17 protein-coding genes are annotated in these 14,139 nt (G+C 56.2%); 2 read left to right on the top strand and 15 right to left on the bottom strand.

From position 1 onward, the window contains the following. Positions 1-6: 6 nt before the first annotated feature. The 13 genes from VN114_RS06365 to VN114_RS06305 all read right to left on the bottom strand — a co-directional run bounded on the left by VN114_RS06365 (position 7) and on the right by VN114_RS06305 (position 10,703). Positions 7-210 (bottom strand): hypothetical protein, encoded by a 204-nt coding sequence (locus VN114_RS06365; protein WP_325513124.1) that lies wholly within the window; start codon positions 208-210, stop codon positions 7-9. Positions 211-280: 70 nt separating this feature from the next. Continuing rightward, entirely contained in the window at positions 281-1,063 is a 783-nt protein-coding gene (locus VN114_RS06360; protein ID WP_325513122.1) for an MBL fold metallo-hydrolase, read from the bottom strand. A gap of 36 nt (positions 1,064-1,099) precedes the next feature. Beyond that, a complete protein-coding gene (gene bamC / locus VN114_RS06355; RefSeq protein WP_325513120.1) occupies positions 1,100-2,257 on the bottom strand; it encodes an outer membrane protein assembly factor BamC in 1,158 nt (385 codons plus the stop codon). Positions 2,258-2,341: 84 nt separating this feature from the next. Next, positions 2,342-3,220, bottom strand: a complete 879-nt coding sequence (dapA, locus tag VN114_RS06350) for a 4-hydroxy-tetrahydrodipicolinate synthase (RefSeq protein ID WP_325513118.1) — start codon at positions 3,218-3,220, stop codon at positions 2,342-2,344. A gap of 82 nt (positions 3,221-3,302) precedes the next feature. Beyond that, positions 3,303-3,854 (bottom strand): class I SAM-dependent methyltransferase, encoded by a 552-nt coding sequence (locus VN114_RS06345; protein ID WP_325513116.1) that lies wholly within the window; start codon positions 3,852-3,854, stop codon positions 3,303-3,305. Positions 3,855-3,892: 38 nt separating this feature from the next. Continuing rightward, complete coding sequence (locus VN114_RS06340; protein WP_325513114.1) at positions 3,893-5,095, bottom strand: tryptophan--tRNA ligase; 1,203 nt, start codon at positions 5,093-5,095, stop codon at positions 3,893-3,895. A 3-nt stretch (positions 5,096-5,098) separates the two neighbouring features. Further along, positions 5,099-5,755 carry a site-2 protease family protein gene (locus VN114_RS06335; RefSeq protein ID WP_325513112.1) on the bottom strand — a complete coding sequence of 219 codons (657 nt, stop codon included), beginning with the start codon at positions 5,753-5,755 and terminating at the stop codon, positions 5,099-5,101. 103 nt (positions 5,756-5,858) lie between these two features. After that, entirely contained in the window at positions 5,859-6,482 is a 624-nt protein-coding gene (locus VN114_RS06330; RefSeq protein WP_325513110.1) for an L-threonylcarbamoyladenylate synthase, read from the bottom strand. 58 nt (positions 6,483-6,540) lie between these two features. After that, positions 6,541-7,416 carry a protease HtpX gene (gene htpX, locus VN114_RS06325; protein WP_325513108.1) on the bottom strand — a complete coding sequence of 292 codons (876 nt, stop codon included), beginning with the start codon at positions 7,414-7,416 and terminating at the stop codon, positions 6,541-6,543. Positions 7,417-7,530: 114 nt separating this feature from the next. After that, positions 7,531-8,367: a 3',5'-nucleoside bisphosphate phosphatase gene (locus VN114_RS06320; protein WP_325513126.1), complete on the bottom strand. Its 837-nt coding sequence runs from the start codon at positions 8,365-8,367 to the stop codon at positions 7,531-7,533. A 118-nt stretch (positions 8,368-8,485) separates the two neighbouring features. Further along, the gene (locus tag VN114_RS06315; protein WP_325513106.1) at positions 8,486-9,358 is read right to left on the bottom strand and encodes an alpha/beta hydrolase; all 873 of its coding nucleotides are present in this window, start codon (positions 9,356-9,358) and stop codon (positions 8,486-8,488) included. A gap of 165 nt (positions 9,359-9,523) precedes the next feature. Next, a complete protein-coding gene (locus tag VN114_RS06310) occupies positions 9,524-9,715 on the bottom strand; it encodes a hypothetical protein (protein ID WP_325513104.1) in 192 nt (63 codons plus the stop codon). Between the two features lie 130 nt (positions 9,716-9,845). Continuing rightward, on the bottom strand, positions 9,846-10,703 hold the full coding sequence (locus VN114_RS06305; RefSeq protein ID WP_325513102.1) for a ferritin-like domain-containing protein: 858 nt from the start codon (positions 10,701-10,703) through the stop codon (positions 9,846-9,848). 179 nt (positions 10,704-10,882) lie between these two features. On the opposite strand from VN114_RS06305, the gene VN114_RS06300 reads away from it, so the two are divergent. Together VN114_RS06300 and hslO are read left to right on the top strand one after the other, a co-directional pair. After that, the gene (locus VN114_RS06300) at positions 10,883-11,407 is read left to right on the top strand and encodes a gamma carbonic anhydrase family protein (protein ID WP_325513101.1); all 525 of its coding nucleotides are present in this window, start codon (positions 10,883-10,885) and stop codon (positions 11,405-11,407) included. A gap of 2 nt (positions 11,408-11,409) precedes the next feature. Continuing rightward, positions 11,410-12,345, top strand: coding sequence for an Hsp33 family molecular chaperone HslO (gene hslO, locus VN114_RS06295; protein WP_325513100.1), 936 nt, complete (start codon positions 11,410-11,412; stop codon positions 12,343-12,345). 56 nt (positions 12,346-12,401) lie between these two features. On the opposite strand, the gene ftsB is transcribed toward hslO, so the two are convergent. Continuing rightward, positions 12,402-12,731 (bottom strand): cell division protein FtsB, encoded by a 330-nt coding sequence (ftsB, locus tag VN114_RS06290; protein WP_325513098.1) that lies wholly within the window; start codon positions 12,729-12,731, stop codon positions 12,402-12,404. Between the two features lie 52 nt (positions 12,732-12,783). After that, entirely contained in the window at positions 12,784-14,067 is a 1,284-nt protein-coding gene (gene eno, locus VN114_RS06285) for a phosphopyruvate hydratase (protein WP_325513096.1), read from the bottom strand. Positions 14,068-14,139: the final 72 nt, after the last annotated feature.

Genomic DNA, 14,139 nt, shown 5'->3' with positions numbered 1-14,139 from the left:
TGTTGGCTATCGCCCTGACCGCTTGCAGCAAAAAAGAAGAGGCACCTGCAACCCCAGCAGCAACCGAAGCTCCTGCAGCAGCTCCAGCAGCTGAAGCACCAGCAGCACCAGCTCCAGCAGCAGAAGCTCCAGCAGCACCAGCTGCTGACGCAGCTGCACCTGCAGCTCCAGCTGATGCACCAGCAGCAGCTCCAGCAGAAGCGCCAGCAAAATAATTCAGCTTGTCTGAATAAAAAAAGCCGACCTGATGGTCGGCTTTTTTACGTCTGCAATATCCTTTTCAACTCACCCCGGCAACATCCAGCCAACCGAAACCTTCTTCCTGACAAGCCGTCGTTACATCGATACCGTCCTGTATGACCGAGGCAAGTGCGGCAAGTGCGAGCTCGGGAGTATTGTTTTTCAGGCTTAAATGCGCGCCGACAACGCGTTTGAGACGGGACTTGTCCATTGCGGCAAGAATTTCTGCAGCAGCCTCGTTAGACAAATGACCGTAGTCGCCGCCGATACGGCGTTTCAGCGATTCAGGATAATGCGAGTCACGCAACATTTGCCGATCATGATTGCATTCCAGCATCAGCGCGTCGCAGCCTCCCAGAGCCGTGATCATGTATGGCGTAGCATGCCCTGCATCCGTCAATACTCCCAGCTTCGCTACGCCGCTGTCGGCAACGTATTGCACCGGTTCACGCGCATCGTGCGGGACGGTATAGGGAGACATCTCCAGATCACCTATCTGCAGACATTCTCCGTCGCGACAGAAATGCAGATCAACCCCGTCGCAATGGCTTTGCACCGCCTGAAAAGTCCCGAACGTCAGCCATACAGGAACGCGATGGCGACGCGCGAATTTGAAGACACCGCCAACATGGTCCTGGTGTTCGTGAGTCACAACGATTCCGGAAATATCTGCCGGCGTCAGTTGCAGGCGTGCAAGGCGTCGCTCGGTTTCACGAACGGCAAAGCCGCAATCCAGCATGACAGTCGTACATGTCAGGCCGGACCGGGTGGAGATGAGTAAGGCGTTTCCTTCACTGCCGCTGCCAAGGCTGGCAAATTTCATTTGCGCACCTCGTCAGCCGCATGCATCGTTGCAATGCTATTTCAGCTGTTCGTTCAACAGCGTCAGGATCTTCTCGCCGGTTTTGGACGCTTCGACCTTGCCGTCGTTGTTCAGAACGGAAATCTGACTGGAGTCAGCCGAGCCTTTGACGGCAATGCGATAACGAGCGGCTTTCTTGTCCTTGTCCGCTTTGGAAGAACCGAACGAGAACAGATTGGACAGGAAGCCTTTCTTCTCTGTCGTTTGCGCATCGCCATCCTGATCGACGTAACGTACAAAATACAAACCTTGCGAACGATCGCGATCTTCGACAGTAAAGCCTACGCGATCCAGCGCCAAGCCGACACGACGCCATGCGCGGTCGAATCCTTCATCAACCTGAACGTATGTGCCTTGCACGCCCTTGGTCAACTTCGAACGCGGGGCCTGATTGACAACGTTGGTGGTTGCAACCTTCGCACGCTTCTCCTCGACACCAAGATGAACCATCAGGCGCGACAGGAATTCGGCTTCCAGTCCCGGATCCGAAGGACGCACGGTCCATACCGTCTGGTCCTTGTCGCTGCCGGTCAGCTCTTCTTCGGCACCACGGTGACTGATGTAGATTTCGGTCGTGCCGTTCGCACCGCGCTCCAAACGGGTACGGAACTTGTCGCGTTCGCCGGTCGAATACAGCGAATCGAAAATCTTGCCGATGGTTTCGCGCAGGAAGTCCTGAGGAATCTTCGCGCGATTTTCTGCCCAGTCGGTTTCCATCACACCGGTTTGGGGCGAATCGATGTTGAGCAGGAACCCATTTTCCTGCCAGAAATCCTTGATCTGAGGCCACAGCACTTCAGGCGACTGATCGACCACCAGCCAGCGCTGCGAACCATCGCGTTCGACATGGATGTTCGCCAGCTTGTTCGGCGCGACCGCAACAGCCGGCTGATCGCCGGAACGCACGCTCGATTGCATGTTGTTATATGCAGAAGCAGTCGCCGTACCACGCGCCGTATCCGGCAACGCATAGCGATTGTCTCTCTGGAGTTGTGTGAGGTCCGGCGGCACTTCCAGCGTTGGCGTCTTCTTCACCTCGCTCTTGTAGTCGATGCGATCAGGTTCCAGTACTGAATTGATGGAACTGCATCCGGCCAGGCCGGTAAGCGCAAGCACGTAGATCAATCCACGTTGTGCGAAACTGCGTTGAGCCATGTAAGAAATCTTCCGAGGTAATAAGATAAATGCTGTGAGTACAGTAACTACGCCGACAAACGTCGATCGAGCTTATTGCGCCGGTTATTGTAATACACCCGATTCGCGCATCGCGGCACGCACGGTGTCGTGATATTCCTTTGCCAGCGGCACGATAGGCAGACGCATGCCGGATGGAATCAAGCCGATTTCCGCCATCGCCCATTTCAGCGGCACGGGATTCGGTTCGATGAACAGCTTGTTATGTAACGGGAACAACTTGTTGTTGATGGCGATTGCTTCTGCCGTGCGGCCGTTCATCGCCGCATCACATAGCTCATGCATGCCGCGTGGTGCGATATTGGCAGTGACGGAAATATTGCCCTTGGCGCCACAGAACATCAGTGCCATTGCAGTCGGGTCATCTCCGGAATAAACGGCGAAACCTTTCGGAACCTGACGCAACAGATCGCAGCCACGGCCGATGTTGCCGGTCGCGTCCTTCACGCCGATCACACCAGGCACTTGGGCCAGGCGCAGAATCGTTTCATTCGACATGTCCGCCACGGTACGGCCCGGTACGTTGTACAAGATTGCCGGCAGATCGACGGCCTCGACTATGGTCTTGAAGTGCTGGTACATGCCTTCCTGCGTCGGGCGATTGTAGTAAGGCACAACGAGCAGCGACGCATCGGCGCCGACGTCTTTCGCATACTGCGTGAGTTCGATCGCCTCGGAAGTGGAATTGCCTCCGGTGCCCGCGATGACAGGAATGCGCTTTGCCGTATGCTCAACCGCGACACGAATCAGTTCTTCGTGTTCCTCGACCGAGACCGTTGGCGATTCGCCGGTCGTGCCGACAATGACGATGCCATCCGTGCCTTCGGCGATGTGCCAGTCGATCAGCTTGCGAAGCCCCGGAAAATCGAGAGAACCGTCCGCATGCATGGGAGTAACGATTGCGACAATGCTGCCCTGAATCATGATAGTTTGAGCGAAAAATTGGAGAATATTGGATTGTAGCGGATCGCCGTCAGGATGGCGCGCTCTTGCCTGAATTTGACAATCAATTCAATGCAAAAATTTTTGCCGGCGCGTCCTTGCCCGGCTTGATCATGCAGATTCGCTGCACCATTGCCGGTTTAGGAACGGCAACATAGCCGTCTTCATACGCCACGACTTGCAAGCCGTATTCACGCGCCACATCCAGCAACTCGCCACGCGCCAGCAGAAAATCAGGATTTGACGGCTTGCCGAACTGTTCGTTGCCGCGGGCGAATGTTTCGTAAATCAGCACCCCGTTTTCTGCCAGGCAGTCGACCAAGAATGGCCATAACGGGCGATGCAGGTAATTCGTGACAACAATACCGGCAAAACGGTTCGTTTCGAAAGGCCAAGATTGTGCGGAATCGCCGGTTTCCAGATCGATACACATTGACCGGACGCCATCACCGGCAGCCAGCGCCAGCATGTCCTCGCTACGATCGACTGCCAGCACCGAGCGGCCTTGCGCTGCCAGCAGCCGACTGTGGCGCCCTGCTCCGCACGCCAGATCCAGCGCCTCGCCTGCCGGAATCAACCCGGCAAAACGTGCCACCCAGGCGGAAGGCAAGCCCATTGCTTCATGTTGATCGGGCTTTTTCGCAAGCTCGACCATCAGTTGTAACTTAATCCCATTGCCTCGCGCACTTCGCGCATCGTTTCCTGCGCCAGCGCACGCGCCTTGTCACGGCCGTCCGCCACGATGGCACGCACCAGTGAGGGATCGTCCACGTATTTTTGCGCACGTTCCCGCATCGGTTCCTGTTCTCTCAACACGGCATCGATCACCGGTTGCTTGCACTCGATGCAACCGATACCAGCCGATTTGCAGCCTTTAACGACCCAATCCTTGGTCGTCTCGTCCGAATAAACAAGGTGCAACTGCCAGACCGGGCATTTTTCCGGGTCGCCCGGATCGGTGCGGCGAATACGTGCCGGATCGGTCGGCATCGTGCGAATCTTCTTCGTCAAGGCTTCCTTGTCTTCACGCAGCGTGATCGAATTGCCGTAGCTTTTCGACATCTTCTGTCCGTCGAGTCCCGGCATCCGCGATGCTTCGGTCAACCTTGCCTGCGGTTCGATCAGGATCTGACGGCGCGTACCTGCGAGATATCCCAGCAAGCGTTCGCGATCGATCGCGCTGATGCTTTGCGCGCTATCAAGCACCGCCTTCGCCTGCGCCAACGCTTCGGCATTCCCCTGCTCCTGATAGGCAGTACGCAATTCGTTGTACTGCTTCGCCTGCTTGCCACTCAGTTTTTTTAGCGCATCGGCAACCTTTTGCTCGAAGCCTTTTTCCTTGCCATAGATATGGTTAAAGCGGCGTGCGATTTCCCGCATCATTTCGATGTGTGGAACCTGATCGGCACCGACCGGCACCTGTCCTGCGCGGTAGATCAGCACGTCAGCCGCCTGCAGCAATGGATAGCCGAGAAAACCATAGGTGGCCAGATCGCGATCTGCAAGTTTTTCCTGCTGATCCTTGTAGGTCGGCACGCGTTCCAGCCAGCCCAGCGGCGTCACCATCGACAGCAACAGATGCAGTTCCGCATGTTCGGGGACCTGCGACTGGATGAACAGGCTCGCCTTGTTCGGATCAATGCCGGCTGCCAGCCAGTCGATCAGCATTTCCCATGTGCTGCTTTCGATAATGCTTGGATCATCGTAATGCGTGGTCAGCGCGTGCCAGTCCGCAACGAAAAACAGGCATGGCGCTTCGGATTGCATTTTGACCCAGTTCTTCAGCGCACCGTGATAGTGGCCGAGGTGCATCGCGCCCGTCGGGCGCATACCGGAAACAACACGATCAGTAGACATAGATCAATTCAGTAAGAAGGAAAGAGGAGAAACCAGCAGTTGCAAACCCAGACCGGCAATCGTCATCACCGGTGTCATCCAGTAATGCAATACATTCAGGGCCACCAGGCCCAGCACGATGAAAAAGCCGTAAGGTTCCAGCTGCGCAAATTTGTACGCATAACGAGCCGGCAACAAACTGGTCATGATGCGTCCGCCGTCCAGCGGCGGGACCGGGAACAGGTTGAACGCAAAGATCACCAGATTCGTGAGAACGCCAGCCTGCGCCATGCGCATGAAAAATTCTTCCGTCATGCCGAAGGCACGCAACGTGATCGCCAGCAGCAGCCAGCCGAGTGCCATCACGAGATTGGCCATCGGACCGGCCAGCGCGACAAACGCCATCTGTTTTTTCTGATTGCGCAGGTTGCCGAAATTGACCGGTACCGGCTTTGCATAGCCGAACAGGAATGGGCTCCCGACAAAATACAGCACGATCGGAATCAGCAAGGTGCCGATCGGATCGATGTGCTTGATCGGATTCAGACTCATGCGACCTTGCGCATAAGCCGTCGTGTCGCCGAAATACTTGGCTGCGTAGGCGTGGGCGGCTTCATGCAAGGTGATCGCAAACACGATCGGTAATGCATAAACGGAAAAGGTTTGGATCAGATCATTCATTGGCAGGATTTTATCAGAGGGGCCGATTCAGCTCAGTAATGCAGCCGGACGCCGTGATGTCCGCGCCCGCATCCATCCCGGGCAGGACACCATGCAGATGTGGTCAGAGTCCGAACAACGTCGCATCGCCGCGTCCCTGACGACGCAACACGGGTTCGGCGTCGGTCATATCGATCACGGTCGTCGGCTGCAGACTGCAGGCACCGCCGTCAACGACCAGATCGACCAGTTTGGTCAAGCGATCGCGCACTTCTTCCGGATCGGTCAATGGCTCTTCGTCGCCAGGCAGAATGAGTGTCGTGCCCAGCAACGGTTGCGCCAGCTCTTCCAGCAATGCGTGTGCAATGCGATTCTCCGGCACGCGCAATCCGATCGTCTTGCGCGACGGATGACTAAGGCGACGTGGCACCTCTTTTGTTGCTTCGAGAATGAATGTGTACGGTCCGGGCGTGGCGGCCTTCAGCATGCGATATTGCTGATTGTCCACCTTTGCATACTGGGCGATTTCGCTCAGGTCGCGGCAAAGCAGCGTCAAATGATGTTTGTCATCCACGTTGCGAATGCGGCGCAAGCGCGTCACGGCGTCCTTGTCGTCCAGATGGCAAACCAGTGCGTAGCAGGAATCGGTGGGCAGCGCGACGATGCCGCCGCTGCGCACGATCTGCGCCGCCTGCACGATCAGGCGCGGCTGCGGATTATCTGGATGTATTTGAAAAAACTGGCTCATAAAAACAATAACGGCGACGACCGTCTGGCCGTCGCCGCCCTTTACTCTGATTCAAAAATTATCGAATGTTGCGCAATGCGGCAATACGATCTTCGATCGGCGGATGGCTCGAAAACAGCGCCATGAAACCTGCACGATCGTTGATGCCAAATGCCTTCAGGTTTTCCGGCAAGGCGGTTGGCTCGATACCGCCCAGACGTGCCAGCGCATTCATCATCGGCTGCGGCGTTCCCAGCAGCTTGGCGGCGCCGGCATCGGCACGAAATTCGCGATGACGCGAAAACCATGCAACGATGATCGACGCCGCAATGCCGAACACAACCTGACACACCATCACCGTCACCATGTAACCGATACCGTGACCTTCGCTATTGTTGTTACGCGAAATCGCACGGTCGATGAAATAGCCCGCCACACGCGACAGGAACACGACAAAGGTATTCACCACACCCTGCACCAGTGTCATCGTCACCATGTCGCCATTGGCAACGTGAGCCACTTCGTGCGCCAGAACAGCTTCGACCTCTTCCTTGTTCATGCTCTGCAACAGACCGGTCGAGACGGCGACCAGCGCGGAGTTCTTGAAAGCACCTGTTGCGAATGCATTCGCGTCGCCTTCGTAGACAGCCACTTCAGGCATCGCGATGCCTGCGCGTTCCGACAGCTTGCGCACGGTATCGACCAGCCATAGCTCCGTGCTGGAAGATGGCGCATCGATCACACGTGCGCCGGTCGACCACTTGGCCATCGGTTTGCTGATCAGCAGCGAAATGATCGAACCGGTAAAGCCGACGACCAGCGAGAACACCAGCAACATCGGCAGATTCAGTCCGGACTGCGTGAGGAAGCGATCGACGCCGAGCAGAGACAACACCACGGACATCACCGCGATGACTGCAATGTTCGTCAGGACAAACAGGAAAATCCGTTTCATTCAGTAGCCTCCAGAAGGGGGATCAATGGCGATGGTTAAATAGTGACTATGCGCAAAATTTCAAGTGCGCACGATACCCGAATACCGTGCAGCGCTCAACGCTCAGCGCGATTATCAGATGTGCCAGTCATGCCAGACCGGACGCACACCGGACGGCAGCGGCGGCAATGCGCCCAATTCGACGCGCGATTCGCCCGGACCGTGGAAGTCGGAACCGCGCGAAGCGAGAAAGCCGTAGGTGTTCGCAACCTTCGCGTAATAATCGTACTGATCGGGCGTGTGACTGCCCGTGGTGACCTCGATTGCGGCGCCACCCAGTTCCTTGAATTCGTTGAACAGCGCGTCGAACTGCATTTCCGTAAATTTGTAGCGGCCTGGATGCGCAATCACGGCGACACCATCGGCGGCACGTATCCATTCAACCGCATTCTGCAAGGTGGCCCAGCGATGAGGAACATAACCCTGCGCACCGTCACCGAGGTAATGGGTAAAGGCATCCTGCAAGTTGCTGCAGACCCCGGATTCGATCAGATAACGGGCAAAATGAGTGCGTGAAATCAGATCCGGATTGCCGACGAATTTCAGTGCGCCTTCAAATGCTCCGGGAATGCCTATCTTCTCGAGTTGTGCAGACATTTCACGTGCGCGCTGCTCGCGTCCACCACGTACAGATGCCAGCCCGTTGACCAGTATCGGATTGGTCTCGTCGATCTGCAGCCCGACGATATGCACGGTCTGACCGGACCAGGTAATTGAAATCTCGACGCCTGGCACGTAAGGCAAATCCAGTGCCTTAGCGGCTACCCGCGCCTCGGCGATGCCGCCGATTTCGTCATGATCCGTCATGGCCCAGACGTCCACGCCATTGCTCTTGGCGCGTTCGGCCAGCGCCGTCGGCGTCAACGTCCCGTCGGATACATTGGAATGACTGTGAAGATCGAAATTACGCATGGTCGGTTCGCGATAACGCGATGAAAAAGCACTCATTGATTGTACGCGTGCAAAGTTGTTTCCGTTGCAACGTGAAGTAAATTTATCCTGCAATAAGACAGCAAAATTCTCGCAAGATTCAAGCCAGGAAATTCTCTATCGCACACGCCAGCGTTTCAGGCTGATCGTGTTGCACCATATGGCCTGCGTCGTCCACCATCAAGATGGTGACATCGGCAATATGTGCAATACGTCGATCGATTTCCGTTCGTGCAATTTCCGGTGGCCCGAAACGCGGCACCAATTCACTGTTTTTCGCTTCGACCCACAGTACGGAAGCGGTAATTTCACGCCAGCACGCCATGATTTCCTCAACACGATACAGCGTCGGATTCGTCAATCGATGTTGCGGATCGGCTTGCAAAACCCAGTTTCCGCTGCAATCCGGTGCTGCCCAGTGGCCGGCAAGAAAGACGGCATGCACATCGTTCAAACGTGGATTGTTTTTTTGCAAACGCATAGCGACATCTGCCTGCGACGCGTAAGCCCGCAAACCTGGCGGATTCTGCAATTCGTCCAGCCACGTTGCGTAACGTTTCGGTGCGTCATCCGGACGCGTCGCCGGCATGCCGAAGCCCTCCAGCAAAACCAGCCGGGCAATGCGCTGTGGTCGCACACCGGCATAGATACCGGCGATGTTCGCACCCAGGCTGTGGCCCAGCAAATTCACCGGTTGTTGGGGCGAGTAATGCTGCAGAACGGCTTCGAGATCGGCCAGATAATCGGGATGCCAGTAACCGGTTTCGGCAAAATCAGTCCGGCCGAATCCGCGCCAGTCCGGTGCGATCACATGCCAGTCGCGCTGCAACGCATCGACCAGAAACTGGAACGAAGCCGAGACATCCATCCAGCCGTGCAGCATGAACAATTTTGGCGCACCGTCGCTGCCCCAATGTCTGATGTGATACTGCAGATTGCGAACGGTGATGAATTCTGAACGGGAAGGCTTCATGCGAAAAGGTACTGGCAGATGCTGCGACGTGAGCGCAACGAAGTGAAAGGTCAATTGCCATTTTACCTGTCGGATACGTCTTCCCTGCTTCAAATGAATACGACCGCCCTAAAGAAAAACGCGTCGATGATCATGTCATCGACGCGCCTCGAATGCCGCAGTTTCTTATTTTTTGGCGTCGTCAGCAGATCGCTGAATGTTATTCCCCAGCTCTTCCATTTTCTGGCCCGCTTTTTCGGTCGTCTGATCGATTTTTTCGCCTGCTGTTTCAGCAGGACCTTTTTTTTCACAAGCAGCCAAACCGGCAATCAAAAAAGCGGCGGCGCACAGAGAAACAAGCATTTTTCCGAATTTCATGATGAACTCCCTCTCAAGTTGTACAAGGTTGACGATCGCCAACCTTGATTAAGACTGTGAAATTTTTGACAAGTTCTTGCAGACGGGTAACAGGATGTAACTACCAAGGACATCGACGAACAAACCTGAATCAGCCACCCTCCGACGATGCAGCCAAGGCACGCAATTCGGCCTCGCTGAATCCTGCATCACGTCGTGCCGACAGATTGAACGGTCCGCGTAGCGTCGGCGCCTTGTATTGTTGCGCCAGCGTCGCATAAGTCATGACAGGATCAAGACCGCGCTCGTCGCATAACGCGTTGTACCAGCGATTGCCGATTGCGACATGACCGATTTCGTCACGCAGGATGATGTCGAGAATTTCTGCCGCAGCCTGATCGCCGGCTTGCGCCAGTTTGGCACGCGTCGACGGTGAAGCATCCAGGCCGCGCGCCTCCAGCGTGCGCGGTACCAGCGCCATTCGCGCGAGCACATCGTCCCTCGTCTTGTCTGCCATTTCCCACAGGCTGTTATGCGCGGGAAAATCGCCATAGCGGTAGCCGAGCGTCTGCAGATGCGCAGACAGCAGCGAAAAATGCCGCGCCTCCTCGCCCGCCACTTGAAGCCAGTCCCCATAGTAATCGCGCGGCATGCCGGTGAAACGCCAGATGGCGTCAAGTGCCAGATTGATTGCATTGAATTCGATATGCGTCAACGCATGAATCATCGCCGCGCGGCCTTCCAGCGTATTCATCGCGCGATGCCTGACGAACTTCGGGGAAATCAATTCAGGCAATGACGGTCTTCCGGGCAAGTGACACAGCGGCTTCAAAACAGCCTCGGCATCCAGCACCAGACTTCCCACCTTCCACGCAGCGGCGAGTGCAATCGTCTGCGTCGCCTTGCTTGCAGGATCGGTTTCGCCAAGATATTGCAATGCGGCCTGCCGCAATTCGCCCGGCAACTCTGGGAGGTCGTCGAAATCAGGGTCGGAAAAACGAGAAGTCATCTGGAATGCGGGTAACGTAAAATAGCGGTTTTCGCCAGGCTGGCCGCGCAGAATCGAAACCTCGACAGAACGTCTTTCAATTCTGCCGTTCGGCCCCATTTGTGCACATTGGCTGCATCACACAGCCGCCAAAACTGCAGGCATATTGCCGCGCACACAATCATCATTTTACTGAAGCCATGCCCATCTACCAATTAGGCGATCACGTTCCGGACATCGCGCCGTCCGTCTATGTCACCGACTCGGCGACTGTCGTCGGTCGCGTGAAGATCGCCGACGATTCCAGTCTATGGTTCCAGGTCAGCGTGCGCGGCGACAACGAAGACATCACGATCGGCCGCAACTGCAATCTACAGGAAGGTACCGTACTGCACGCCGATCCCGGTTTTCCACTGACGATGGGTGATAACGTCAGCGTCGGCCATCAGGCGATGATCCACGGTTGTTCGATCGGAGAAGGTTCGTTGATCGGCATTCAGGCCATCATCCTGAACGGCGCAAAAATCGGCAGGAACTGTCTGGTCGGTGCGGGCGCATTGATTACGGAAGGCAAGGAATTTCCGGACAACTCCCTCATCATCGGCGCCCCTGCCCGCGTGGCACGCACGCTGACCGAGGACGATATCACGCGCTTGCGGCGCATCGCAGACAGTTACGCGGAACGCGGACGTCTCTTCAAAAACACGCTGAAACGGATAGCCTGACCATGACCGATACACTGCAAAAATTCCTGTTCGAAAATACCGCCGTCCGCGGCGAACTGGTAGACGTCTCCGAAACGTGGAAACAGATCCAGACGCGACACGATTATCCGAAAGCCGTCAAAGTCGTTCTGGGCGAGATGTTGTCGGCTGCGGCACTGCTTTCCGCCAACCTCAAATTCAACGGCGTCATCGTCATGCAAATCCACGGCGACGGCCCGATACGTCTGCTGGTGGTCGAATGCGACTCCGATCTCAACATGCGCGCCACAGCCAAGCTGCGTGAGGACGCTGTCATTGCCGATACTGCCACGCTGGCGCAACTGGTCAACGCGCACGGCGACGGTCGCTTCGTCATCACGCTCGATCCAAAAGACAAGATGCCCGGACAACAGGCCTATCAGGGCATCGTGCCGCTCGATGGCGAATCGGTTGCCGTCGTGATCGAAAACTACATGCTGCGTTCGGAACAGCTCGATACCAAATTGTGGCTGGCAGCAGACGAGCATGTCGCACGCGGCCTCCTGCTGCAAAAGCTGCCGCACGAAGGCGGTATCGCCGCCACGCCGACCAGCGCGCCCGACGACCTCTCCATCTGGGATCGTACCGTCATGCTGGCGTCGACATTGCGTCGCGAGGAATTGCTGACCACTGATATCGAAACGCTGATGCGTCGCCTGTTCTGGGAAGAAACCATTCGTGTCTTCGATCCGCGACATCCGCAATTCCTCTGCAGCTGCACGCGCGAAAAAGTCGGCACGATGCTGAAAATGCTGGGCCAGCCGGAGATCGATTCGGCCTTGCAGGAACTGGGCAAGCTGGAAGTCAATTGTGACTTCTGCGGCCAGCATTACGAATTCGACCGCGTCGATTGCGCTCAATTGTTCACGACGGAATCGGCAGTCGAAACGCTGATTCCGGCTAAACCGATCAAGCACTGATCGTCTGCTGCCTAGAACAGTTGCAAATAAAAAAACGCGCTCTGACGGCGCGTTTTTTATTGTCCCGGTTCCGGCTTTTCTTCAGGCGGACTTGAAACGGAAGAGGTTTTCTTGTTCGGATCGATGACCTGAACGAACACTTCGTTTTCCTTGATCATCCCGAGTTCGTAGCGTGCGCGTTCTTCGACCGCGCCGGTACCCTCTTTCAGATCCTGGACTTCCGAAGCGAGCTTGGCGTTGCGCGCTCTTAGTTCATCGTTCTTCTTTTCTGCCGCAACGACCTGCTGATCCAGATCCCATACGCGCAGCCAGCCGCCCTTGCCCAGCCACAAAGGGAACTGGATCAGGATTAACAACGCCGTCAGGCAAATGATGATAAGGCGCATGTCGCCGCTGCCAAAACAGAACGGCCATGCTGCTGCATGGCCGGGATGGAAATTACTTCAGGTTGTAGAACGCGTTGCGGCCGGGATAGCTGGCGATGTCGCCGAGGTCTTCCTCGATGCGCAGCAACTGGTTGTACTTCGCCATGCGATCCGAACGCGACATCGAGCCGGTCTTGATCTGCAATGCGTTGGTACCGACCGCGATATCGGCAATCGTCGAATCTTCGGTTTCACCCGAACGATGAGAGATGACGGCGGTGTAACCTGCGCGTTTTGCCATTTCGATCGCGGCAAACGTTTCGGTCAGCGTACCGATCTGGTTGATCTTGATCAGGATCGAGTTCGCGATGTTTTTCTGGATACCTTCGCGCAGGATCTTGGTGTTGGTGACGAACAGATCGTCGCCAACCAGCTGGACCTTCTTGCCCAGTGCGCGAGTCAACGTATCCCAGCCTTCCCAGTCGTTTTCGGCCATGCCGTCTTCGATCGAGATGATCGGATATTTGTCGACCCAGGTGCCGAGCAGGTTGGTGAAATCGCTGCTGGTGAGCGACAGGCCTTCACCGTGCAACTGGTATTTGCCGTCCTTGTAGAATTCGCTCGCCGCGCAATCCAGGCCCAGCGCGATTTGCGTACCCGGCTCGTAGCCGGCTTGTTCGATCGCCTGCAGGATCAGCTTGATCGCTGCTTCGTGATTTTCAACGGAAGGAGCGAAGCCGCCTTCGTCACCGACTGCCGTCGAGAAACCTTTGTCGTTGATGATTTTCTTCAACGTGTGGAACACTTCTGCGCCGTAGCGAATCGCCTCGCGGAAGCTCGGTGCACCGACCGGAATGATCATGAATTCCTGCAGGTCCAGCGTGTTGTTCGCGTGCGCACCGCCGTTGATGACGTTCATCATCGGTACCGGCATTTGCATCGCCCCCGAACCGCCGAAATAGCGATACAGCGGCAGGCCGGATTCTTCGGCTGCGGCTTTTGCCACCGCCATCGAGACAGCCAGCGTCGCATTCGCACCCAGGCGTGCCTTGTTTTCCGTGCCGTCGAGGTCGATCAGCGTGCGATCGAGGAATGCCTGTTCATTGGCATCCAGACCCATGATCGCTTCGGAGATTTCGGTATTGATGTTTTCGCAGGCTTTCAGAACGCCCTTGCCGAAATAACGGCTCTTGTCGCCATCACGCAGCTCGATCGCTTCGCGCGAACCGGTCGATGCGCCCGAAGGCACGGCGGCACGACCCATCACGCCGGATTCCAGCAGCACGTCGCATTCGACGGTTGGATTACCGCGTGAATCGATTACTTCGCGGCCAATGATGTCAACAATTGCACTCATCTATTTCTCCTAATCAGCAAATTCTTGTTACGTTGCGTTGGCGTTGGTACGTTGCAGGATAGTCTGCCGCAA

The sequence above is a fragment of the Oxalicibacterium sp. genome, assembly GCF_035565035.1.
In the GTDB taxonomy this organism is placed as follows: Bacteria; Pseudomonadota; Gammaproteobacteria; order Burkholderiales; family Burkholderiaceae_D; genus Oxalicibacterium.
This window is presented reverse-complemented; position numbering and strand designations above follow the sequence as displayed.